The organism is Neisseria sp. HMSC058F07, assembly GCF_001810035.1.
Classification (GTDB): domain Bacteria; phylum Pseudomonadota; class Gammaproteobacteria; order Burkholderiales; family Neisseriaceae; genus Neisseria; species Neisseria perflava.
The window spans coordinates 93,634-117,552 of record NZ_KV799696.1 but is presented as its reverse complement, the minus strand read 5'-3'; the positions used below and the strand labels follow the sequence as shown (position 1 = coordinate 117,552).

Annotated in this window: 18 protein-coding genes and 2 tRNA genes; 6 read left to right on the top strand and 14 right to left on the bottom strand. The window is 50.6% G+C overall.

The genetic code is table 11. The features are described 5' to 3' along the window. Both HMPREF2696_RS07860 and recB read left to right on the top strand, forming a co-directional pair. The coding region (locus HMPREF2696_RS07860) for a hemagglutinin repeat-containing protein (RefSeq protein WP_070588285.1) at positions 1 to 3,467 on the top strand (3,467 nt) is incomplete at its 5' end. Between the two features lie 144 nt (positions 3,468 to 3,611). Next, positions 3,612 to 7,268 carry an exodeoxyribonuclease V subunit beta gene (gene recB / locus HMPREF2696_RS07855; RefSeq protein ID WP_070588283.1) on the top strand — a complete coding sequence of 1,219 codons (3,657 nt, stop codon included), beginning with the start codon at positions 3,612 to 3,614 and terminating at the stop codon, positions 7,266 to 7,268. 59 nt (positions 7,269 to 7,327) lie between these two features. On the opposite strand, the gene HMPREF2696_RS07850 is transcribed toward recB, so the two are convergent. The 3 genes from HMPREF2696_RS07850 to HMPREF2696_RS07840 all read right to left on the bottom strand — a co-directional run bounded on the left by HMPREF2696_RS07850 (position 7,328) and on the right by HMPREF2696_RS07840 (position 10,354). Continuing rightward, positions 7,328 to 8,059 (bottom strand): phosphoadenylyl-sulfate reductase, encoded by a 732-nt coding sequence (locus HMPREF2696_RS07850; RefSeq protein WP_004521081.1) that lies wholly within the window; start codon positions 8,057 to 8,059, stop codon positions 7,328 to 7,330. Positions 8,060 to 8,174: 115 nt separating this feature from the next. Next, a complete protein-coding gene (gene dinB / locus HMPREF2696_RS07845; protein ID WP_070588281.1) occupies positions 8,175 to 9,233 on the bottom strand; it encodes a DNA polymerase IV in 1,059 nt (352 codons plus the stop codon). A gap of 77 nt (positions 9,234 to 9,310) precedes the next feature. Continuing rightward, the gene (locus tag HMPREF2696_RS07840) at positions 9,311 to 10,354 is read right to left on the bottom strand and encodes a sulfate ABC transporter substrate-binding protein (RefSeq protein ID WP_191620581.1); all 1,044 of its coding nucleotides are present in this window, start codon (positions 10,352 to 10,354) and stop codon (positions 9,311 to 9,313) included. 252 nt (positions 10,355 to 10,606) lie between these two features. Here HMPREF2696_RS07840 and HMPREF2696_RS07835 point away from each other — a divergent pair, with 252 nt between their 5' ends. Then, positions 10,607 to 11,440, top strand: coding sequence for a DUF4198 domain-containing protein (locus HMPREF2696_RS07835; RefSeq protein ID WP_049343971.1), 834 nt, complete (start codon positions 10,607 to 10,609; stop codon positions 11,438 to 11,440). Positions 11,441 to 11,483: 43 nt separating this feature from the next. Here the strand turns inward: HMPREF2696_RS07835 and HMPREF2696_RS07830 are convergent, their stop codons facing one another. The 7 genes from HMPREF2696_RS07830 to HMPREF2696_RS07800 all read right to left on the bottom strand — a co-directional run bounded on the left by HMPREF2696_RS07830 (position 11,484) and on the right by HMPREF2696_RS07800 (position 18,143). Then, the gene (locus HMPREF2696_RS07830) at positions 11,484 to 12,335 is read right to left on the bottom strand and encodes a DUF5672 family protein (RefSeq protein WP_070588279.1); all 852 of its coding nucleotides are present in this window, start codon (positions 12,333 to 12,335) and stop codon (positions 11,484 to 11,486) included. 37 nt (positions 12,336 to 12,372) lie between these two features. Continuing rightward, complete coding sequence (gene mutS / locus HMPREF2696_RS07825; protein WP_070588277.1) at positions 12,373 to 14,973, bottom strand: DNA mismatch repair protein MutS; 2,601 nt, start codon at positions 14,971 to 14,973, stop codon at positions 12,373 to 12,375. A 97-nt stretch (positions 14,974 to 15,070) separates the two neighbouring features. Continuing rightward, positions 15,071 to 16,012: a DUF4424 family protein gene (locus HMPREF2696_RS07820; RefSeq protein WP_049336308.1), complete on the bottom strand. Its 942-nt coding sequence runs from the start codon at positions 16,010 to 16,012 to the stop codon at positions 15,071 to 15,073. Positions 16,013 to 16,080: 68 nt separating this feature from the next. Next, the gene (gene panC / locus HMPREF2696_RS07815; RefSeq protein WP_049336306.1) at positions 16,081 to 16,917 is read right to left on the bottom strand and encodes a pantoate--beta-alanine ligase; all 837 of its coding nucleotides are present in this window, start codon (positions 16,915 to 16,917) and stop codon (positions 16,081 to 16,083) included. Between the two features lie 119 nt (positions 16,918 to 17,036). Beyond that, positions 17,037 to 17,828: a 3-methyl-2-oxobutanoate hydroxymethyltransferase gene (panB, locus tag HMPREF2696_RS07810; RefSeq protein ID WP_049333454.1), complete on the bottom strand. Its 792-nt coding sequence runs from the start codon at positions 17,826 to 17,828 to the stop codon at positions 17,037 to 17,039. 127 nt (positions 17,829 to 17,955) lie between these two features. Further along, a tRNA-Thr gene (locus HMPREF2696_RS07805) sits at positions 17,956 to 18,031 on the bottom strand. Positions 18,032 to 18,067: 36 nt separating this feature from the next. Next, positions 18,068 to 18,143 (bottom strand) — tRNA-Thr (locus HMPREF2696_RS07800). Positions 18,144 to 18,358: 215 nt separating this feature from the next. Between HMPREF2696_RS07800 and HMPREF2696_RS07795 the strand changes: the two genes are divergently transcribed. Both HMPREF2696_RS07795 and HMPREF2696_RS07790 read left to right on the top strand, forming a co-directional pair. Then, the gene (locus HMPREF2696_RS07795; RefSeq protein WP_003685283.1) at positions 18,359 to 19,153 is read left to right on the top strand and encodes a polyamine aminopropyltransferase; all 795 of its coding nucleotides are present in this window, start codon (positions 18,359 to 18,361) and stop codon (positions 19,151 to 19,153) included. Positions 19,154 to 19,194: 41 nt separating this feature from the next. Next, on the top strand, positions 19,195 to 19,833 hold the full coding sequence (locus HMPREF2696_RS07790; RefSeq protein ID WP_049336520.1) for an alpha/beta hydrolase: 639 nt from the start codon (positions 19,195 to 19,197) through the stop codon (positions 19,831 to 19,833). Between the two features lie 129 nt (positions 19,834 to 19,962). Here the strand turns inward: HMPREF2696_RS07790 and HMPREF2696_RS07785 are convergent, their stop codons facing one another. Next, positions 19,963 to 20,499, bottom strand: coding sequence for an NUDIX hydrolase (locus tag HMPREF2696_RS07785; protein WP_004520157.1), 537 nt, complete (start codon positions 20,497 to 20,499; stop codon positions 19,963 to 19,965). A gap of 74 nt (positions 20,500 to 20,573) precedes the next feature. Continuing rightward, complete coding sequence (gene folB / locus HMPREF2696_RS07780) at positions 20,574 to 20,924, bottom strand: dihydroneopterin aldolase (RefSeq protein WP_004520156.1); 351 nt, start codon at positions 20,922 to 20,924, stop codon at positions 20,574 to 20,576. Between the two features lie 57 nt (positions 20,925 to 20,981). Between folB and plsY the strand changes: the two genes are divergently transcribed. Continuing rightward, positions 20,982 to 21,593: a glycerol-3-phosphate 1-O-acyltransferase PlsY gene (gene plsY, locus HMPREF2696_RS07775; protein ID WP_004520155.1), complete on the top strand. Its 612-nt coding sequence runs from the start codon at positions 20,982 to 20,984 to the stop codon at positions 21,591 to 21,593. A 65-nt stretch (positions 21,594 to 21,658) separates the two neighbouring features. On the opposite strand, the gene greB is transcribed toward plsY, so the two are convergent. After that, positions 21,659 to 22,150, bottom strand: coding sequence for a transcription elongation factor GreB (gene greB, locus HMPREF2696_RS07770; protein WP_004520154.1), 492 nt, complete (start codon positions 22,148 to 22,150; stop codon positions 21,659 to 21,661). 74 nt (positions 22,151 to 22,224) lie between these two features. Continuing rightward, positions 22,225 to 23,772: an amidophosphoribosyltransferase gene (gene purF, locus HMPREF2696_RS07765; protein ID WP_004520153.1), complete on the bottom strand. Its 1,548-nt coding sequence runs from the start codon at positions 23,770 to 23,772 to the stop codon at positions 22,225 to 22,227. Positions 23,773 to 23,919: the final 147 nt, after the last annotated feature.

Here is a 23,919-nt window from a genome sequence, read left to right as displayed (position 1 = left end):
AAAACTTCCAAGGTCAGGCCGCATCTGTGATCTTGAATGAAGTGGTCAGCAAAAACCCTTCCCTGATCTTGGGTCAGCAAGAGATCTTCGGTATTGCCGCAGACTATGTTTTGGCAAACCCTAACGGCATTACCCACAACGGCGGCAGTATCCTGAATGCCAACCGCGCATCCTTGGTTGTCGGTACGCCAACCGTTTCAGACGGCGCGTTGAAATCTTTCAATATCAGCGACAATGGCAAACAACTGCAAGTAAACGGCAATTTGAGCGGCAACCGCGTGGTTGACCTGCTCGCGCCGCAAGTGGTTGTCGGCAAATCAGCCAACGTTAATGCCGCCGACGCCATCAATGTTTCTTCAGGCAAAAGCAACTTCGACTACAAAACCGCACAAATCGAAGCATTGGACGCTGCTTCAAATGCGCCGGTGCTTGACGGTCATATTTTCGGCAGTATGCGCGCCGGTACCATCCGCATCCACGCGACCGACAAACGCGCCAAACAAAACATTCAAAATGCCGCCATTACCGGTACCCGCTACCTGAATATCGACAGCAAAGGCAACCTGAGCATCCAGTCCGCCAATCTGACCGGCGCACAAATGGAATTGTTTGCCCGCGATACCGACATCAAAGGCACGGTTACCAGCCATTCTGCCAACAAATCTTCCAGCGGCAAAGAGGCGCAAAATGTTCAGCACTTCCGTTCGGACCGCAACAAAACGGAAACCTTTACCGCCAGCAATATCAATGCATCCGAGTCATTGACTTTGAACAATAGCGGCAGCCTCAACCTGAGCGCAGCCAACATCAATGCCGGCGCGCTGACTGCTTCTGCCACAGGCAATATCAATTCTAACGCGGTAAAAACCACCAACCGTACAGAATCCGACCACACTCAAAGCAAAGGCCTTTGGTACAACAACAACCTGAGCTCCTCTGCTGACGAAAGCCTGCATCAAACCAAAATCAATGCCGGTTCTGTCAATATTGCCACCACCGGCAAAGTTCAATTGGATGCGACCGAACTGAACTCGGCTGCTGATGCACGCATTGCCGCCCAACAAGGAATCGTATTAAGCAGCAACAGCGAAACCGACAGCAGCTCGACTTATGTCAGCTTCAAAAATGAAACTGCTGCCCTGAAAACCGGTATCGCTACAAAATCTTCCAAAAACTCTACCGCCCATCAAACCAAAATCTCCGCAGCCGGTGATATCGGTTTGATTTCCGAAGGCGATTTGAGCACTTACGGCGCAAGCATTGCGGCAAACGGCAATGTCGTTACCGATGTCAACAACATCAACTTGGGTACTCAAACCACCATCAACACCAACAGCCTCGACGACCAGAAAAAATACTGGGGCGGCCTGTTCGGCGGTGAAAGCCAAGTTCAAAACAACCGTACCGAAAACCTGCACGGCAGCAGCATTACTGCCAACTCAAACATAGTTTTGGGTGCAAAAAACGGCGTCAACGTTTACGGCAGTACCGTTGAAGGCCAAGCCGGTACATTCGTCAGCTCCAAAGCAGGCAATGTCGATATTAAAAACGCCACCAGCACCGATACTTCCGCACAAAGCGCGCGTAAAGGTACGATTTTCAATATCACTACCTCTAAAACCAGCAGCAACAGCAGCATTGAAAAAGTAACCGGTTCTACCTTGGTTTCCAATGCCGACCTGACCGTTGTTTCCAACAAAGACATCAATGTGATCGGTTCTGCATTGTTTGCGGCACAAAAACTGCAACTTTCTTCCGCAGGCGATTTGACCATTGATGCTGCCAAAGCGGTAGAAAACAAACAGGTCAACGAGTATTCCATCAAAGGCTACTCTGGCACCGAAACCAATAAAGAAAACGGCAGCGTGACTGCCAAAGCCGGTATTAAATTCACCGATACCCACACCGACACCCACTCTGTCGGCCTGAACGGCAGCATTTTGACCGGTAAAAACACCCAGTTGTCTTCCAACTCAAACGTTACCGTCAGCGGTAGCCAAGTCAACGGCGAAGAATCTGTCAACATTTCCGCAGCCAATGACGTCAATGTTGTTGCATCCAAAGGCAGCAACACTGTGACCGAATCCGGACGCGTAACTGATTTGGGCGTATCTGCTACTGCATACGAAAAAAATAACGTTGCAGGCGTCGGCGTATCTGTCGGCATTACCAGCACCAAAACAGATGCAACTACCGTAACGAATACATCTCATGTATCCAACATCAACACCGGCGGCAACGCCACCATCACTGCAAACGGCAATATTAATCAAGAAGGTACAGTGATTAATGCGACCGGCAATGTGGTTGAAGCTGCCAAAAACGTTACCCATGCAGCGGCACACAGCGGTGCAAAATCCGATGTGAAACAAAACGGCGGCGGTTTGGTCGTTTCTGCCGGCATCAGTACCAACAAAGGCATCGGCGGTGAAATCACTGCACAAGGTCAAGGCAACTCCTCGACCCACAATGAATCCACTGCAACCGTAACCACCATCAACGCAGGCAATGCCATCGTTTTGGCAAATGACAAAGTGTCTGATGAAGGTACAAAATACGATGTGACCGGTGCGATTAACATTGATGCAGGTTCATACCACAACACTGCCGCCCACAACACCAGCAACAGCAGCAGTAAACAAGGCGGCGCTTCTTTGACTGTCGGCGCATACACCAAAGATGGTTCAAACGTTGATGTGAATGCCAACCTGAACGTCAACTACGCTGATGAAAACAAAAAAGAATCTACCGCCGTCAAAGGCGATATGAATGCGACCAATGTTGTCATCAACGCCAAAGACTCTGCTGAAATCGCATCCAACATTACCGCCAACAACAACGTCAACATTACCGCAGGCAACGGCGTAACCTTCACCGAGTCAGCCAATACTGCCTCCAACCAAGGTACAGCTGTTAATGTCGGTATCGGCGCTGGCGCGACAATCAATGTTGAAACCGGTGTTGCCGTTCCTCACGTCAACGGCTCTGTCGGCGTTAACAAAACCGATAACGCTTCTTCTACCGCCGCAGGCGCGAATGTAGCGGCCGGCAATGAGATTAAAATCAATGCCAACAACGGCGACGTCAACCTGCACGGTACCAACTTGGTATCCAACAACTCCGTTGAAGTAGAAGGCAACAAAGTCAATACTTCCGGCGCGATCAGCAGCGTTAACGAAAAAAATCTGACCATCAATGTCAACGGCAGCTACGCTTCAGGCAAACCAAACGGCGGCATCAACGCCAAAGGTAAAAACGAAGCCAACGTAACCAATACGGCAAACACCATCCAAAGCGACAATGTTGTTATTACTACCGGCTCTCCAACCGGTTTGAGCGTCAACAATACGACCATCAACGGTAATAATGTTGCGTACTACTATGACGACAGTAAAGCTCCTGCGGCGAACCGTTATACCTATCGTCCTCGCCAACCAAGCTACGCCAAACGCCGTTTGCGCTACTAAGATGCGCTATTGAAGTCATTTAATAGCCATTAAGACATGCCGTCTGAAAACAGAAAGTTTTCAGACGGCATTTTTATCATCAATGCAAAACAACACACTATCTCTGTTATGATAATGCCTCGCTAATATTATTCCGTTCCTACCATGTCTTCCGCCCTTCCTTTTGACGCGCTCACACTTTCCATCGACGGCACCAACCTTATCGAAGCTTCTGCCGGTACGGGTAAAACCTACGGCATTGCCGCGCTCTTTACCCGACTGATTGTTTTAGAAAAAAAAGACATCGAGAAAATTCTGGTCGTTACCTTTACCAAAGCGGCGACGGCAGAACTGAAAACCCGTTTGCGCGCACGTTTGGACGAAGTGTTGCAGGTTTTGAACGAAATCCAAACTTTGGGCGGCGAGCCGGAACATATTTCAGACGGCCTGAACAAATATTACGAAAAAGAGAAAAAATCCCCCGATGACTTTCTCAATCGCTTGATTCCTTTGGCTTTAGGCGAGCAAGACGGACAAGAAAGCTGCCATCGCCTGATTCTCCGCCTCAAAGCCGCGCTGAGCCAGTTTGACAACTCCTCTATTTACACCATCCACGGCTTCTGTCAGCGCGTCTTGCGCGATTACGCGTTTTTGTGCGGCGCACCTTTGGATGTCGAGCTGTCGGACGACTCGCGCGAGAGGCTGCTGATTCCTGCACAAGACTTTTGGCGGCAGAAAGTGGCAACCGATGCCACATTGGCACAATTGGTTTTTGACCGGAAATGCACGCCCGAAGAAATGCTTGCCGAAATCAAAAGCTATACCGGCCGCCCCTATCTGAAATTCAGACGGTCTGAAGGCGATTTGAAAGAAGCCCAAGCCAACCTTCAAGAAACATGGCAAAAAGTTTGCGCTCAGTTGGAAGACTTGGAAAAAGCATTTTGGGCAATTTTTCCCAAACTTAACGGCCAAACCTACAAAAGAAAAACCTTTGAAAATGTTTTTACCGATTTAAAAACAAACGCCGAATCCAACCGTCTGCCCCGCCTGAGCAAACAAACGCTAGAAAAATTAAGCCTCTTCAGTATCGACACGCTCAACAGCAAACTGAAAAAAGAATATAAAACCGATGCCGATATGCCGGAAATTATTCAGCTGCAAGCCTTGGCCAATCTCGGTCGTGATTTGCAGGCAATGGAAAGCGCGGAAGAAGCGGTCTTCATCCGCCTGCAACTCGACCTCCTTTCCCACATCAATCAGTCCATTGCCGAACAAAAAAAATCACGCCGCGAGCGCGTGTTTGACGATTTGCTGCTGGACGTCCATCAGGCATTGACCACCAATGAACACGGCAACGCGTTGGCAAAAGCGGCGGCGGCAAACTGGGAAATCGCGCTGATTGACGAATTCCAAGATACCGACCCGCTGCAATACGAAATTTTCCGCCAAATTTTTATCGAACAAGGCTGCCCGCTGTTTCTCGTTGGCGACCCCAAGCAGGCGATTTACAGCTTTCGCGGTGCGGACATTTACGCCTATCTGCAAGCTGCGCAAGATGCGGACAGGCATTACACCCTCGCCGTCAACTACCGCAGCCATGCCAAGCTGATTAACGGCATCAGCGCCTTGTTCAAACAAAAAAAACACCCCTTCGTCTTGGAAAATATCGATTACAGCGATGTCTCCGCCAGCCGCGCCGAAAGCCGGCTGTCGCCACACCGTCCCGCCATCCAAGTACGCTGGCTCAACACGGACGATCAGACCAACAAAGAGATTTTGCGTGGCCGTGCCGCCGAATATTGCGCCGATGAAATTGCCTTTGCGCTCAATGAAGCAGCCGAAGGCCGTCTGAACTTCAAAGGCCGCGCGCTGGAGTCCGGCGATATTGCGGTTTTGGTGCGCACCAACAACGAAGCGGCGATGATTGCCGGTAAACTGAAACAGCGCCGTATCCAAAGCGTGTTGCTGTCGCGCCAGTCCGTTTTCGATTCCGCCGAGGCAGATTCGCTGTCCGCGCTGATCGGCTTTTGGCTCAACCCAAGGCAAACCGACTGGCTGCGCTTTGTCTTGACCGGCGTTTTATTCGGCTATACCGCCAAAGAGATTTACGAACTCAACCATAACGAACACCAGCTGCTGAAATGGCTAGAGTCATCTGCCCAAGCCATGGAAAAATGGCGGAAAGGCGGCATTTTTGCCGCCGTGCAGCAGTTTGCCGCCCTACATGACATCGAAACACGCCTGCTCAAAGGCGGCAACGAGCGCAGCCTGACCAACTACTACCAAATTCTGGAGCTTTTGGCCGAAGAAGACAGTCAAAGCCGCAACCCTGCCGCCCTGCATAAATGGCTGAACGAACAAATCAGCCGTGCACGCAGCGGCTATTTCCCATCAGACGCGCAAACCATCCGTCTTGAAAGCGACGAAAAACTGGTCAAAATCGTTACCATGCACGCGTCGAAAGGTTTGCAATATCCTTTGGTGTACTGCCCCTTCGCGTGGGATACCAAAGACAATTCCAAAGAAAACTGGAAAATCCTGCATACTGAAAGCCACGAAACCGAGCTACTGGCAAAATCGCAAACCTCGGAAGCAGAACTAAGCCATCTTGCCGACGAAAAGACGGCAGAAGATTTACGCCTACTTTATGTCGCCCTTACCCGCGCCGAAGAACAGCTCAATATCTACGCCGCCGCCAACAAAAACTGTACGCCAAACAATCCTTTTGCCTATCTGCTCGAAGGTTTGTCGGATGCCGGCCGCGAGAGCGTCAGCCAAAGCTATAAAAGCGCGACAGACGTTGTAGAAATGCTTAAAACCAACTGGCAACGCTTTATCAAAAACGCGCCTGAAAATACGGAGTTTGCCTTCACGGAAGAAGCCCCGCCGGAAACCGTCTATCAATACAGCCGCCAGCAAGACCAAGCTTTTAGCGCACATAGCATTAAACGCCGCGATTTTGACTTTATCCGCCACACCAGCTTTACCGGTTTGAGCCGGCACACCAAGTCAACCGACGAACAACACGAGCCTTTGCAACCTGCCATCGATCCGGCAGAAAGCGCAGACCGTGCCATGCCGTCTGAAAACCTGCCGCCCCCACTTTCAGACGGCCTCGATATCCACCATTTCCCCCGCGGCACCAATGCCGGCGTATGTTTGCATGAAATGCTGGAAAAACTCGATTTCGCCGCCTCTGCCGAGAGCCAATCCGAAATGATTGCCGAAGTTTTGCAACGCCATAGCTTTGAAGACAAATGGCTGCCGACGGTAATCACCATGCTCGATACCTGCCGCCTTACGCCTTTAATCAACGAGAGCCTGTCACAGATTCCGACGACCCGACGCCTGCCCGAAATGGGGTTCACCCTGTACATGGACGATTTCAAACTGGACGACTTGCGCCGTTGGTTTGCCTCAAGCGAAGCAAACCTGCCGCCAGAATGCGTCCAAGCCGCGCAACTGCTTGATTTCCATGATTTGCAAGGCTATTTAAACGGCTTTATTGATATGGTTTGCCAAGATTCAGACAGCAATGTCGTTTTAATCGACTACAAATCCAACCATTTGGGCAACGATGCAAGCGCCTACACGCAACAGGCGATGAACGAAGCTGTGGCGCATCATCACTACTACCTGCAAGCCCTGATCTACGCCGTTGCCATCGCGCGCTACTATGCCCTGCGCGGCAAGCCCTTGCCCCAAATCGCCATCCGCTACCTCTTCCTGCGCGGCATGGACGGCTCGGATCAAGGCATCTGGAAATGGGACATCGATACCGCCCTGCTTTCCACTTTTGTTGAACGAAAAGCAAATACTTGATAAATCATCTTGTTAAACCGTCAAAAAGGCCGTCTGAAACGTTTTCAGACGGCCTTTGATTATTTGTGCAAACCGCATTCCTTACTGTCTTTGCTTTCCCACCACCATCGCCCGGCGCGGATATTTTCGCCCAGCTTGACTGGACGCGTGCAGGGTTCGCACCCAATGCTGGGATAGCCTTGATGATACAGCGCATTAAGCGGAACTTGGTGCTCGTGCGCATATGCCCAAACATCCTGCTCTTCCCAATCGAAAATAGGATTGAATTTGGCGATGTTGCGGCCTGTATCCAGCTCTTCAAAATTCAATTCGCTGCGCGTTTCGGACTGGCTGCGGCGTTGTCCGGTCAGCCATGCAGGCGCGTTGTGCAAAGCGCGGTTGAGCGGTTCAATTTTGCGGATATGGCAGCAACGGCGGCGCAACTCGACACTGTCGTACATCGCGGTCGTACCAAACTCCGCTTCAAATTCGGCGGCGGTTTGTCGATTGGGATAAAACACTTCCAATTCGGTTTGATAACGCGCATTGGTTTCGGCAATCAGCGAGGCGGTTTCGGGATTGAGTTTGCCCGTATTTAGCGTGATGATGCGGATGGGCAGTTTCAGACGGCACACGGCATCGGTAATGACCATATCCTCAACCGCAAGGCTGGATGCGAAGACGGCTTGCGGATAGCGTGCGGCAATGTCTTGCAAACGGTGCTCCAAAGCGGCTGCCAACTCAGGCAGTTGGCGGCGTTCGGCATCGCTGATTTCGGGGATTTTCCAGAGTTGTGGGCGGAATAAAGACATGGCTGGTTGTTCCTAATAATTTTCAGACGGCCTGTTGAAACGGCTGCCGATATGGTTATGGAACAATATTGTCCAGCGCCCTATCTTCAAACGGAAAGAATGCTTTTCTATTTCTTTATAACCAAAGCGTCTGCTGCTGGTTTTTCGGCAGCAAATGGCTCACGCCGATACCGATCAGGCGGAAGGCGTCTTCACGTTGCGGAGGTATGCGTTGCAGCAAAGTATGCGCTGCCTGAAGCAGCGAGGCGCTATCGGGAAGGACGGAAGAATACGTCAGCGAACGCGTGATAATGCGGAAATCGTGGGTTTTGAGTTTGAGGGTAACGCCTTTGGCTTCGACGTTTTTGCGTTCGATTTGCCGCCAGAGGTCTTCGGCGAGGTGCGGCAAATGGCTTGAAGCCTGCGCCAAAGACAAATCTTCGGGTAAGGTGATTTCGGTTGAGATTTGCAGGCGTTCGCGTTCGGCTTTGACCGGCCGCTCGTCGATACCGCGTGCCAAATCGTAAAGGCAGTAGCCGTAGCGGCCGAAATGGTTTAAAAGTTCGCCGCGCTCAAAACGGCGCAAATCGCCGGCGGTTTGCATACCGAGGGCATTCATCTTTTTCAGTGTAACTTTGCCGACACCGGGAATCTTACCCAACGGCAGGCTCTCCAAAAACGCCATGATTTTTTGCGGCGGCAGCACAAACTGCCCGTTCGGTTTGCGCCAGTCAGAAGCGATTTTGGCCAAAAACTTATTGGGCGCGATACCCGCGGAGGCTGTCAAACCGGTTTCTTCAAAAATTTCAGCACGAATACGTTTGGCCACCTCGCTAGCGTACGGGATATTTTCAAAATTTTGGGTAACATCCAAATAGGCTTCGTCCAAAGACAAAGGCTCGATCAAATCGGTATAACGCCGAAACACGGCATGAATCTGCGCCGACACTTGACGGTACAAATCGAAATGAGGCTGCACAAACACCGCCTGCGGACACAGCCTTTTCGCCGTTGCCACCGACATGGCTGAGTGCAAACCGAATTTGCGCGCCTCATAAGAAGCGGCACAAATGACCGACCGCGTACCGTCCCACGCCACAACGACAGGCAGCCCTTTCAGGTGCGGCTGCTCGTGTAGTTCTACCGAAGCGTAGAATGCGTCCATATCGATATGGATGATTTTGCGTTGGGACATGGGAAAAGGTGGATAAGAAAAAGGCTTATTGTAACAAAAGGCCGTCTGAAGTTTCAGACGGCCTCTATGTTTAAGCCTTATTTTTTACTGGAAAGCTGGTCAAACAATCCGCCGTCGGCAAAGAATTTTTTCATGATTTCTTCCCACGGGCCAAATTTCTCATTCGGATTAAACGTCTCAATCTCAGGGAAATCGGCTTTGTGTTTCGCCAATACTTCGGCATTGCGCGGACGCAGATAAAGATTGGCGGCCAACTCTTGAGCCGGTTCGCTCCAGAGGTTTTGCAGATAGGCTTCGGCAGCGGAGCGTGTGCCTTTTTTGTCGACTACGCTGTCCACGACGGCAACCGGTGCTTCGGAAAGAATGGTGTAGCTCGGATAAACGATTTCAAACTGGTCTTGGGTCAGCTTTTTGCTGACGTAGTTGGCCTCATTTTCAAAGGTAACCAAGACATCGCCGATATTGCGTTGACTGAAGGTCGTCGTTGCCGCGCGACCGCCGTTTTCAAATACAGGCGTGTTTTTCAGCAATGCGGCCACAAAATCTTTGGTTTTGCCTTCATCGCCGTTATTCACTTTCAAACCATAACCGTACGCACCCAAAAAGGCGTAGCGGCCGTTGCCGGTGGTTTTCGGGTTCGCCAAAACGATTTGCACGCCGTCTTTGGCCAAATCGCCCCAGTCTTGGATGTGTTTTGGATTGCCTTTGCGTACCAAGAAAACGACGTTACTGGTATAAGGCACGGCATTGTCCGGCAGACGGGTGTTCCAATCGGCTTTGACCAAACCTTTTTTCACCAAAAGCTCGATATCGGAAGTCTGGTTCATGGTCACCACATCGGCAGCCAAACCATTGGCGACAGCCAAAGCCTGCTTGCTGGAGCCGCCGTGCGACTGTTGGACTTCAACCGTTGCACCGCCGTTTTTCGCAGCATATTCTTTAACAAACAAAGGATTGTATTCTTTATAAAAATCTCGTGCGACATCATAAGAGACGTTCAACAGCTTCACATTACCGCCCTTGCCTGCGGAAGCGGCATTGTCGGCAGATTGTTCGTTTTTGGGAGAGCAGGCACTCAACGCCAGCGCGGCGGTCAATGCGGCAAAAGAAAGGGTACGGATATTCATGGTCGGCTCCTATTAAAAGTATGGCGATACTTTATCGGGATCGGAGGCAAACGGGAAATAATGTTTGCTTTTGGGTTTATCAGTTTTGGTTATATAAACCGAGGCCGTCTGAAATCAAAAAATAATTATTTATAACTATAAAATCTAAACCATATTATTTACAAAGTTAATAAAAAAGAGTACCGTTCGTATTCGCCGAATCATTAGGCGTTTTATTCAATAATCGAAAGATGGAGTGTAGAAACTATGAAACAATGGATGCTTTTAGGATTGCTGGGATTGGGCGCAGTGGCACAGGCACACGATGTTTGGGTGGCCGCACCGACACATCAGCCTGCCGGCCAAATCCTGCATGCGGATTTGGGTTACAGCCATGACTTCCCCAATGTCGAAAAAATCGCCGACGACCGCGTGCATATTTTCAAACCGCTGCAATTGACCGACAGCTCAAAGAAAACCGTTGATTTGGTGAATAAGGGCGAAAACTATCAATACGTTTCCAAAGCCGCCCTGCCCGCAGGCTCCTACTGGGTCAGCGCGACCTACCAACCGACTTTCTGGTCGAAAAACCAAGACGGCTGGAAACAGCAAACCTTGAAACAGCTGGCCGGTGCCACCTATTGCGAACAATCGCAAATGTTCGGCAAGAGCTTTGTCCAAGTGGGCAACGGCGCAGTTGATGAAGCTGTATTGACCCGCCCTATCGGCCAAGAGCTGGAACTGGTTCCGCTGAAAAATCCGAACGAAGTCAAAGCCGGCGGTATTTTGCCGGTCAAAGTCCTGTACAAAGGCGAGCCTTTGGTTAAAGCCACCGTTACCGCCAGCTCGGACACTTTGGCGGAAATGGACTTGGAATCAACCCATGACCACCGCGAGCCTCAAGGCTTCTCCGGCAAAACCGATAAAAACGGCGTGGTCAATGTGATTACGCTGATTGACGGTTTGTGGAAAATCAAAGTCGTGAACGAGACCGATTACGGCGATAAAAGCGTATGTCAGAAAGATAATACTTACGCAACGCTGATTGTGCCTGTCGGCACCAAACGCGCAGCCGCACGCCATGCCCACCATCATCATTAACAACCATTAAAAAAGGCCGTCTGAACTTTCAGACGGCCTTCATTTATTCTAATTCATAACCCAAATTTCTAAAAAAACGGGAGAATGTTTCCAACTCATCACCATTTAATTGGGTAAAACGGATACGGTTGCAGCCGGTCAAGACCACACTTCCCATCCAGTGCGCCCCAAAGACGCGCTCTAAAGGGACATTCCTCATTCGATTGATAAACGGTACTTCTGAAGAAAATTGCGTAGCAATATTCGGAGGCGCGAATTTCAAACCTAAGTCCTGCAATCTATAACGGTGTTGCGCCGTCAAAAACATATCTTCGTGGTGCAGCCGCACCAGCCATTCCATATTGGCAATTTTTTCGTCTTTCGGCGGCAAAGGCGGTCGGATTTCTACATTTAAGCCCAGCTGTCGTGGCATGGCTAAAAGCCGCTTGCTGCGCAGGCTGAAACCGCCGTTCTGCGGCTCGTCCAAATTCGGAGAAGTCTGAATCAGATGTTGTTTAGCCAAATATTGGTCGGTTCCCTTCAGGAAAAACTGCCCGTCTGCTTCGGTTTCCAACAAAATCGGCAAAGGTGCGCCGATATAATCATATTCCCGATAGGCATCCTGCCAGTTTTGACCGTTTAACACCCAGCCGTCATTTTGAACAATCAAACAATAATCAGTATCGATGTAATACATCAGTTGGTACAAAACAAACAGATTGTATTCCAGATAACCGAATGGCCGGCAAAGCTGATGTCGGATATTTTTCGGCAAACCTTGCGGACAACTCGGGCTGATCAGCAATCCACGGCTGCCGGGCAATTCGGCACAGCTGCGGATAATGGCATACATCGTGCCCTCGGTATAAGAATCTGCGCCGGTAATACCAACCACGGTAATGTCAGCAAAACTCATTATATGTTTCTCCTGTTTCAGACGGCCTTTGCTTTGTTTACGACACCTTGTTGCAGATTTCTTTCAAACGGTACAAGGCATCCAAGGCTTCGCGCGGCGTGAGGTTGTCGGGCTGAATTTGCGCCAAAGCTTCAGCCAATTCATTGGTCTGCAAATTATCAACAGGCTCAACTTCTTGTTCTTTCCCTTCCTCATCTACCCCATTTTCAGACGGCATCGCGCTGAAAATATCCAACTGTGGACGGTTGGCGGCGGCTTGGTTTTCCAAATCGTTTAAATGCTTTTGAGCCGCTTTCAAAGCGCGGTTGGGCAGGCCGGCGAGTTTGGCAACGGCGATACCGTAGCTTTTGCTGGCGGGGCCGGGTTCGATGTGGTGGAGGAAGACGATATCCTGTCCTTGCTCAAGCGCGGAGAGGTGCATATTGACTGCGGTTGCATGGGCTTCAGGCAGTTTGGTCAGCTCGAAATAGTGGGTGGCAAAGAGGCTGAAGGATTTGTTTTTTTGCAGCAAATGTTCGGCAATGGCTTGGGCAAGGGCGAGGCCGTCAAAAGTCGAAGTGCCGCGACCGACTTCGTCCATAAGGACGAGGGATTGCTCGGTGGCGTGGTGGAGGATGTAGGCGGTTTCGCTCATTTCGACCATGAAGGTGGAGCGGTTAGAGGCGAGGTCGTCGGATGCGCCGATGCGGGTGAAGATTTGGTCGATGGGGCCGATTTGGGCGGCATCGGCAGGGACGAAGCTGCCGGTGTGCGCCATGAGGACGATGTGGGCGACTTGGCGCATGTAGGTGGATTTGCCGCCCATGTTGGGGCCGGTCAGGAGCATGAGGCGGTGTTTGTGGTCGAGGCGGGTGTGGTTGGCGGTGAAGTGGCGCACTTGTTGCTCGACGACGGGATGGCGGCCGTTTTCGATATGGATGACGGGGTAGTCGGCGAACGCAGGGCAGACGAAGCCGCGTTCGGCGGCAGTGGCGGCGAAGGTGGAGAGTACGTCGAGGGCTGCGGCGGCTTTGGCTGCTTTTTGAAGCTGCGGCAAGGCCGTCTGAACTTCTTTCAGCAGAGCTTCAAACAGGCGTTTTTCCAATGCCAATGCCTGCTCTTGCGCGGTCAGGACTTTGTCTTCGAAGGTTTTGAGTTCGGGAGTGATGAAGCGTTCGGCGTTTTTCAGGGTCTGGCGGCGTTGGTAGTCGGCGGGGGCTTGTTCGGCCTGGACTTTGGATAGCTCGATGTAGAAGCCGTGGACGCGGTTGAACTCGACTTTGAGGGTGGAAAGGCCGGTGCGTTCGCGTTCGCGCGCTTCGAGGTCGAGCAGGAATTCGTCGCCGTGTTTTTGGATGTGGCGCAACTCGTCGAGTTCTGCGCAATAGCCTTGGTTGATGACGCCGCCGTCTTTGAGCCAGACGGCGGGTTCGGGCATTACGGCGGCTTTGAGGGTTTCGGCGACGGGCAGGGTTTCGGGGAAAACGGCTTTGAGGGTTTCTAAGAGACTGCTGCCCTCGGCGGACAATTCGATTTCGGATAGGGCAAACAGGCTGTCGCGCAGGGCGGCGAGGTCGCGCGGACGGGCGTTGCCGACGGCGATGCGGGCGGCGATGCGTTCGATGTCTGCGATGTTTTTCAGACGGCCTTGCAGGGTTTCGTATTGCGAACCCAGCGCGGCAACGGCTTCTTGGCGGGCGCGGATATGGGCGCGGCTGCGTAAGGGGTGGTGCAGCCAAAGTGCTAAGAGGCGGCTGCCCATGTGGGTGGCGCAGCCGTCGAGTATGGAAAACAGGGTCGGCGATTTTTTGCCGGAAAGAGTTTGCGTGATTTCAAGATTACGGCGCGTGGCAGCGTCCATGCCGATATATTGGCTGTCGGTTTCGAGCGAAATGCCGTCGAGGTGTTGCGGCATCAGGTTTTGCGTCAGGCGGATGTAGTTCAACAGCGCGCCCGCCGCGCCGACGGCGGCTTCGTGTTCTTTGCCGTCCAAACCGAAGCCGTGCAGGTCTTGGCAGCCGAAGTATTCGGTCAATAATTTCGCGCCCGCGTCGGCGGCAAACTGCCATGAATTCAGGCGCGTGATGTTGGCTGAGGTTGCCTGAAAACCATTAGGCAGGCTTTTGCCTTCGGGCAACAGGATTTCCGCCGCCTGCAAACGCGCCAGCTCGTCGGCGAGTTTATCTGCCGTCGTCAGCTTGGTTTTGAATTCACCGCTTTGTAAAGATGCCCACGCAATGGCGACGTGTTTTTTATCCGCGTTCACCGCCGCGATGCGGTTGGTTTCCTTGTCTTCCAAAAACGCCGCGTCGGTCAGCGTGCCGGGCGTCACAATGCGCACGACTTTGCGCTCCACCGGCCCTTTACCCGCGCCGACTTCACCCACCTGCTCGCACACCGCCACGCTTTTGCCCATTTTAACCAGTCGCGCCAGATACTGCTCCGCCGCATGAAACGGCACACCCGCCATCTTAATCGGCACGCCGTCCATCTGCCCGCGCGTGGTCAGGGTAATGTCCAACAGCTTTGCCGCCTCCACTGCGTCATCCAAAAACAACTCGTAAAAATCGCCCATGCGGTAAAACACCAGCTTGTCGGCGTGTTGCGATTTGATGGCGAGATACTGCTGCATCATCGGAGAGACGGTGGGTTTGGACATGGGAAAGCCTTAAAAACGCAAAAGTGTTATTGTAACAAAAGGCCGTCTGAAAACCTAAATAAGCTTTCAGACGGCCTTTTATGTATGCCAAATAAGATTAATCATAAACGAAAATAATGTCCAAGTCTTTCTTCGGCAGGAAATTTTCTTTGACTGCTTGGAAGCGGTTCTGCCCTACTTTGCGCAAGGATTTGTCCCAGCAGAGTGACAACACAGTATTGGGCTCGCGGTCTATGGTCAAAGTGAATTTACCGATAGGTTTTGCCCAGTTGGCACCTGTGGTCAGGACATAGCCCAAATGGTGATAGACCTTTGAACCTCCTTTCACATTTTTAAAGTTTTTAAGGAAGTTTTCATCCATGCAGTACTCATCTATGAATGCTTTGCTGTCTTTGGCTTTAAGCGAAGGCAGGAAGCTGCCGCCGACCAGCGGGGTGTATTGGTGTTTGATTTCGGTTACAGAGTTGGCTTTAAAGGTTTGCTTCCAGCTGTAAATAATCTGCGACGACCAATCGGGCAGTTCATCCGTCTGTTTGGGCAGCATGGATTGGACTTTGGCGGAGCGGCAGGCTCCGATTTTGCTGCCGATTTTTTCACCGTCTTGCTTTTTCGTCCATGGGTGCATCAGTTCCTGATCGCTCAAACCGCATTTTTTCAAGTCGGCGGTTACATCCACCAACGTTCCGTTACTACGTTCAAAATAGGCACGGACGTAGGCTTGCGGGCGGACAGGTTTGCCGTCGGCGTAAATGCGGAAGCTGTCAACCAAGCCCTTGGTGTCGGCAAAGTCGGAAACTGTAGCCGCAGGAACGATGGGCAAAGGAAAAAGAACAGTTTCAGTAATGTCTTGCGAGGAGGTGTTTTTAAACTTGTAATGCACGCGGATTTGCTTTTCGCTGATGTACAAATCTTCGCTCTGCATATCGATATGCGGATTTTTCAGATATTTGATGCCGCTTGTGCTGACTGTACCCATACTGTCGTTGGCATGAGCGGCCCCGGCCAGCAGAAGGAGCAAGATTAAAGCTTTTTGTTTCATGATTTAACCCCTTTGAAACATGCCGTCTGAAAAACAGGTTTCAGACGGCCTTTAACAGCAGCTTGGTTTTAAGCCAAAGCCACTTCCAAATTATCAATCAGGCGCGTGGTACCCAAACGTGCAGCGGCAAGCACCACCAATTCTTTATCGCCGACATGAGCCACTGCCAAGCTGTGTGCATGGCGGATTTCAACGTAATCGACCACCCATCCGGCATCGGTCAAACGACGGATACATTCGGCTTCAAGTTGGGCGTAATCCAGATTGCCGTTCTTCAAGGCGGCGGCAATGTTTTGCAACTCTTGATAGAGGCGGGGCGCTTCTGCGCGTTCTGCTTCACTCAAATATTGGTTGCGGCTGGAAAGTGCCAGGCCGTCTGAAGTGCGGCCGGTGTCGACCGGGACGATTTCGATATTGAAATTCAAGTCTTCGACAAAGCCTTTGATAATCACCAGCTGCTGATAGTCTTTTTTGCCGAAACAGGCGGTATCGGGTTGAACAATGTTGAACAACTTAGTCACAACGGTCGCCACGCCGCGGAAATGGCCCAGACGGAATTTGCCGCACAATTCGTTTTGCAAATGCGGAGGCTCGACATTGAAACGCTGTTCCACATTCGGATACAGCTCTTTTTCATCAGGCGCAAACACGACGGCAACGCCCTCGCCTGCCAATTTGTCGGCATCTTGTTGCAAAGTGCGCGGATATTTGTCGAAATCTTCGCCTTGTCCGAATTGCAGGCGATTGACAAAAATGCTGACCACAACGTTATCGGCACGTTTTTTCGCTTCGCGCACCAGTGCAAGATGGCCTTCGTGTAGATTGCCCATGGTCGGCACAAATGCCACTTTTCCGGCAGTTTTGCGCCACTCGCGCAATTCTTTAATCGTATGAATAATTTGCATGGTTTGAAAAATCCTTTATCTTTTCCGCTGTTTCATCAACGGAAATCACGCGCCGATTATACGCTTTTATTCATTAAAAAGGCCGTCTGAAATAAGTTTCAGACGGCCTGGTTTTTATTTTATCCGGCAAACGTATGTTCGACAGATGGGAACGTTTTTGCTTTGACTTCGTCCACATAGGCTTTGACCGCAGCTTGAACGCTGTCTTTACCCTGCATAAAGTTCTTCACGAATTTGGCTGTTTTGCCGGGGAAAATGCCGAGCATATCGTGCATCACCAAAACCTGACCGTCGCAATCCACGCCTGCGCCAATACCGATGGTTGGGCAAGAAACTGTCTCAGTCACTTTTTTCGCCAACTCTGCAGGAACGCATTCCATCAATACGATTGCCGCACCTGCCGCATCATGCGCTTTGGCGTCGTTGAGCAACGCTTCTGCCTTGTCGCCTCGGCCTTGTACTTTATAGCCACCGAATGCAAACACGGATTGCGGGGTCAGGCCGATGTGGGCGCAAACAGGGATACCGCGCATTTGCAGAAATTCAGTGGTCTCCGCCATCCAGACACCGCCTTCGAGCTTGACCATATGCGCGCCGGCCGCCATCAACTCTGCCGCCGCCGCAAATGCCTGCTCTTTACTCTGCTGATATGCGCCAAACGGCAAATCGCTGACAATCATGGCATTTTTAGTACCGCGAGCCACACATTCAGTGTGGTAGCACATATCCTGCAAGCTCACCGGCAAAGTGGACTGACGACCTTGCACCGCCATACCCAAAGAATCGCCGACCAGCAACACATCCACGCCGGCATTGTCCATCAGCGCGGCAAAGCTGGATTCATAAGCGGTCAGCATGGCGATTTTTTCGCCCTCTGCTTTCATTTTTTGCAAAGTGTTTACGGTAATCATGGTGTTTTGTGTGTTCCGCCCGACGGGCAGCCCTTTGTTGTAATGGAAACGCGGTATTATAAGGTCTGCTTTTAAAATATCAAAGCATAAGCAAAAGCCCGACTGCTTTCACAATCGGGCTTTTAATTGGTGCCGGCACCAAGAGTCGAACTCGGGACCCCCTGATTACAAGTCAGGTGCTCTACCAACTGAGCTATACCGGCTTACTGAAATGCCTTGCAGCACCATCAGTCTTTAACTGGTGCCGGCACCAAGAGTCGAACTCGGGACCCCCTGATTACAAGTCAGGTGCTCTACCAACTGAGCTATACCGGCAAGGAAGTCGGCATTATGCCGATAAGTTCCCATCTTGGCAAGCATTTTAAAACAAAGTTACTCACGAAATTATAAAAACCAATGATTTTAAAGAAAATTAAATACACACCTTATTTTCCAATCCAATACGCTCAAAGGCCGTCTGAAAACCGCCCCAGCGCAAAACATCATTGTTTCTGTTAAAATAACGCCTTTTACATCTTTCGTCTGCACCCATGCCACCCCGCCATCCTTACCGCCGCCTGCGCCCAGCCAAATCCCATCTGCCCGAAGTCGGCATCTCCGAAGAAGGCAATATCCGTTCCCTGCACTTGGGCAGCGACACCATTCAAAGCTCCATGAATGTCGATCATCCGTCCGAGCTGGTGTTGTCGTACAGCCGCGCCATGATGGGTTGGCTGCTGTTTGCAGAAACCCCGCCCAAACACATCACCCAAATCGGCTTGGGCGGCGGCTCGTTTGCCCGTTGGATAGATAGCTATCTGCCCCACACCAAGCAAACCGCCATTGACATCAATCCGCAAGTCATCGCCGTAGCGCGCAGCCTGTTTGAATTGCCGCACGAAGGCGAAAATTTTGAAATTATCGAGGCGGATGGTGCGGAATATATTAAAGTGTTCCGCCACAATACCGATGTGATTTTGGTAGATGGTTTTGACGGCGAACAGATTATCGATGCTTTGGTAGAAGAACCCTTCTTCCAAGACTGCCGCAACGCCCTTTCCCCCGACGGCGTATTTGTCACCAACTGGTGGAGCGGCGACCAGCGTTACCAACGCTTTGTCGAACGCCTGCTCAACGTCTTTGACGGCCGCGTACTCGAGCTGCCTGCCGAGAGCCACGGCAACGTAGCAGTCATGGCATTCCAAAGCAGCCCCAAAGAGCAAAATCTCGACAACCTGAAAAAACGCGCCGAAAAATTAAGCGAAAAATACGGCTTGGACTTCAAACGGATGCTTGCTGATTTGAAAGCCAACAATCAAAACAACGGCAAGAATTTTTATCTGTAAACCGTTTCAGGCCATCTGAAAAAACAAACAAGGACACACTCATGCTCAAACCTGACATCATTCAAATCCCCGGCCCGGCCGGTTTGCTGGAAACCATCTACCTGCCAAGCACACAAGAATCCGCCCGCGGCGTTGCCGTCATCAACCACCCCAATCCCCTGCAAGGCGGCACCAACACCAACAAAGTCATCCAAACCGCCGCCAAAGCCCTCAGCCAACTCGGCTTCCATTGCTATCTGCCCAATTTGCGCGGCGTAGGCAATAGCGAAGGCGAACACGATTACGGCCGCGGCGAAACGCAAGACTGTATTGCCGTTATCGACTACGCCCGCGCGCAACATCCAGACGCACCGCAATTCGCCCTGGCCGGCTTCTCATTCGGCGGCTACGTTTCCACCTTTGCCGCCCAAGAACGCACGCCTGATTTGCTGTTGCTGATGGGCGCCGCCGTCCATCACTACACCGACCGCCCGGAACCATCAGACGTTCCCAACGTCGCCAAAACATTGATGATTCATGGCGCGGAAGACGAAGTCGTTGAAATCAACAAAGCCCTGACATGGGCAGAACCACAAGGCCTGCCGGTTGTAACCATTGCCGGCTCGTCCCATTTCTTCCACGGCAAACTCATCGTTTTACGCGATACGATCACACGGTTTGCACCGGCTTTATTAGGCTAAAATACAGCTACAAAATAAAACAAGGCCGTCTGAAAGCTTTTTCAGACGGCCTTGTTTGTATGAAAACCTTATTATCAAATATCAGGCTCAAGTATTCAGAAATCCATCAAGGATTTTCTACTTAACATCTCAATTCTGAGTCAACCAATACTGCAAACCAATCAAAGTCTTACCATCTTTGATTTCATCGTTTACCAATGCATTACGCACCTCGTCCTTGCTCATCAGGACAGTTTCTGTAATTTCATCCTCATCGTTGCTCAACTCGCTGCCCAAACGCACGCCTTGCGCTTGGTAAAGATACATTTTTTCATCACAAAAACCGACTGCGGTATAAAAGGAGTACAACAGTTTGACACTGTCGGCGACATATGGCGTTTCTTCCGCCAACTCACGCAAAGCGCATTCGGCAGGATCTTCGCCTGCAATATCCAATTTACCCGCAGGCAATTCCAACGTCGCCTGATCGGCTGCATAACGCCATTGGCGCACCAAAACAACTTTGCCGTCTTCCGTTTCCGCCAATACACACGCAGCACCCGGATGGCGGATCACAACCCGTTGGCTTTCGTTGCCGTTGGGCAGGCGCACCCGATCGCGGCTGATGGTAACAAAAGAACCTTCGTAGATTGGCTCACTGCTTAATTTAGTTTCTTTCAAATCCATTTTTTACCTCATTTCCAAATTATTAAAATATTAAAGGCCGTCTGAAATCCTTTTTCAGACGGCATAGATAAGCCTTATTCCCGAGCGCGTTCAATTTCAATACCGACCTGCGCCACATCGGGCAAGATACCCGGTTTCACAATACGGACGCGCACTTTGGCCGCACCAAAATCATTTAAAATCAATTGGGCGATATATTCCGCCAAAGCTTCCAGCAGTAAAAAATCCTGTTCGGCAAGGCTGCGGCGTACGACTTCGCATACTTCGCCATAATGGATGGTATCGCCGATATCGTCGCTCGTGCCGGTACGCTCGGGAACACTGATTTCCAAATCCAAAATCAAAGTCTGTTTACGCTCGCGTTCCCAATCATATACGCCGATTAAAGTATCGGCCTTCATGCCGTACAAAAAGATTTTATCCATTTGCCTGTCCGTTTTTTTGATAGAATAACCGTTCCCATTTTAAGTAAAGCACCCAAAATGTTCAATGTACTCGCCATTATTGCCGCCTATCTTATCGGCTCCCTGTCTTTTGCCGTCATCGTATCAAAATATTACGGCATGGACGATCCGCGCACTTACGGCTCCGGCAACCCCGGTGCCACCAACGTCTTGCGCAGCGGTAAGAAAAAAGCGGCCGCACTGACCTTGCTCGGCGATGCAGTAAAAGGCTTGGTTGCCGTCATCTTGGCACGCTGTCTGCAAGATGCTTTAGATTTATCGGATGCAACGATAGCCCTGGTCGCCATTGCCGCATTGGTCGGTCATATGTGGCCAATATTTTTCAATTTTAAAGGCGGCAAAGGCGTAGCCACCGCATTGGGTGTCTTGCTCGCCCTCTCCCCTGCAACCGCCCTGCTCTGTGCCTTAATTTGGCTGGTCATGGCATTCGGTTTCAAAGTATCCTCCCTCGCTGCACTGGTCGCCACCGTCTGTGCCCCAATCTTCGCCTTCTTCATGATGCCACACGCCTCTTGGGCATGGGCAACCGTATTCATTGCAGCATTGGTGTTGTACCGCCATAAAAGCAATATTCAAAACCTGATTCAAGGCAAAGAAAGCAAAATCGGGGATAAAGCCGGAAAATCTTAAAAGTGTAGATGGCCGTCTGAAAATATATTTTTCAGACGGCCTTTATAGTTTTTATTCACGCATAATCAGTCAATCTTAATATATTCCACCGACAGAATCTCTATAACCTCACGCCCTTCCGGTGTATTCAAGACAACTTCATCGCCTTCGCGTGCTTTAATCAGGCTGCGCGCCAAAGGGGAAATCCATGAGATTTTGTTTTTAGCAGTATCGATTTCATCTACGCCGACGATTTTGACGGTTTGTTCACGACCGTCTCCGCGCAATAAGCCAACGGTGGCGCTGAAAAAAACCTGGTCCGTGGCTTCGCGCGCTTCAGGGTCGACGACAACGGCTGCTTCCAAGCGTTTGGTTAGGAAGCGGATACGGCGGTCGATTTCGCGCATACGGCGTTTGCCGTAAAGATAGTCACCATTTTCGCTGCGGTCTCCATTGCTTGCCGCCCAGTTAACGATTTGGACGATTTCCGGGCGTTCTTTGTTGACCAGGTGATAAAGTTCGTCTTTCAATGCCTGCCAACCGGTAGGCGTGATGTAATTTTTGGTTTCGGTACTCATGATGTGTTTAAAACATAATTAAAGGCCGTCTGAACGTTAATTTTCAGACGGCCTTTATTGTAAGTCAATTTACTTTATTCTTCATCATCATCGCTATCACTGATACTGATGCTGTGTTCCATTTTGCTTGGATGAACTTTCAAGCCGCCACAACCTGATTTTTCGGTAGAGAGACGGTTTAGATACACTTCATCGATATCGCCGGTTTGATAAACACCGTTGAAACATGAAGAATCAAAGGATTCGATTTTTGGATTGAGTGCTTTGACTACTGCTTCCAAGTCTTCTAAGTTTTGGAAGACGATGCCATCCGCGCCAATCTCGGTTGCGATTTCTGCTGCGCTGCGGCCGTTTGCAATCAGTTCTTCACGGGTCGGCATATCGATACCGTACACATTCGGATAGCGCACTTCGGGAGCAGCAGACGCAATGTAAACTTTGCGTGCGCCTGCCGCGCGTACCATTTCAACGATTTCACGGCTGGTCGTACCGCGCACGATGGAATCATCCACCAACAAAACGCTTTTGCCGTTAAACTCGGTTTCCATCGGGCTGAGTTTTTGGCGCACTGATTTTTTGCGTGTTGCTTGGCCGGGCATAATAAAGGTGCGGCCGATGTAGCGGTTTTTAATCAGACCTTCGCGGTAAGGTTTTTCGAGATGGACGGCAAGCTCCATCGCGCTGGGTCGGCTGGTATCGGGAATCGGCATCACGACATCGATATCATCGACAGGCAGCTCGCGTTTGATTTTTTCTGCCAAAGATACGCCCATATCCATACGGGACTGATAAACGGAAACGCCATCGATGACGGAGTCCGGGCGGGCAAAATAAACATATTCAAAAAGACAAGGGCTTAATTTGGCTTTATCGCTGCATTGACGGGAAATAATCGTGCCATCAAAACCAATAAATACGGCTTCTCCCGGCTGGATATCGCGTTCCAAATCATAGGCAAGTGCATTAAAGGCAACGGATTCGGAGGCAACGGCATAAGATTTTTTGCCGGATTCGTCAATTTGCGAACCCAAAACCAACGGACGGATACCGAAAGGATCCCGGAAAGCCAGCATGCCGTATCCTGCAATCATGGCTACTACGCCGTATGCGCCGCGCACCAAACGGTGCACTTCAGAAACGGCGTTGAAAATATTGTCGATAGTGAGTTGGTAAGAAACTGTATTTTTAGAGACTTTGCGGCGTAATTCGTGTGCGAATACATTGAGTAGGACTTCAGAATCGGAGCTGGTATTAACGTGGCGCAGGTGTTTGTTGCATACGTTTTCATAGAGCTCTTCAGTATTGGTCAGATTACCATTGTGTGCCAAAACAATGCCGAATGGGGAGCTGACATAAAACGGCTGGGCTTCTGCGCTGCTGCCCGCATTGCCTGCAGTCGGATAGCGGACATGTGCAATGCCTGCATTACCGACCAAGTCACGCATATTACGGGTACGGAACACTTCGCGCACCATGCCCTTGCCCTTGTGCATATGAAATATATTGCCTTCGGCAGTAACAATACCTGCTGCGTCCTGACCACGGTGTTGCAACATCTGCAAACCATCATACAACATCTGATTGACCGGTTCATGACTAACCAAACCTAATACACCACACATATCGTGCTTCTCCGAGTTTGAAGATTAAATGGGTAAGCCGTCATTATAAAATAATTTAGATGAGTTTGCTCAAATTGTTGACAATATGATGCTAAATTTACGCAAATAAAAACGGATTCAGACGGCCTATAGGCCGTCTGAATCCGT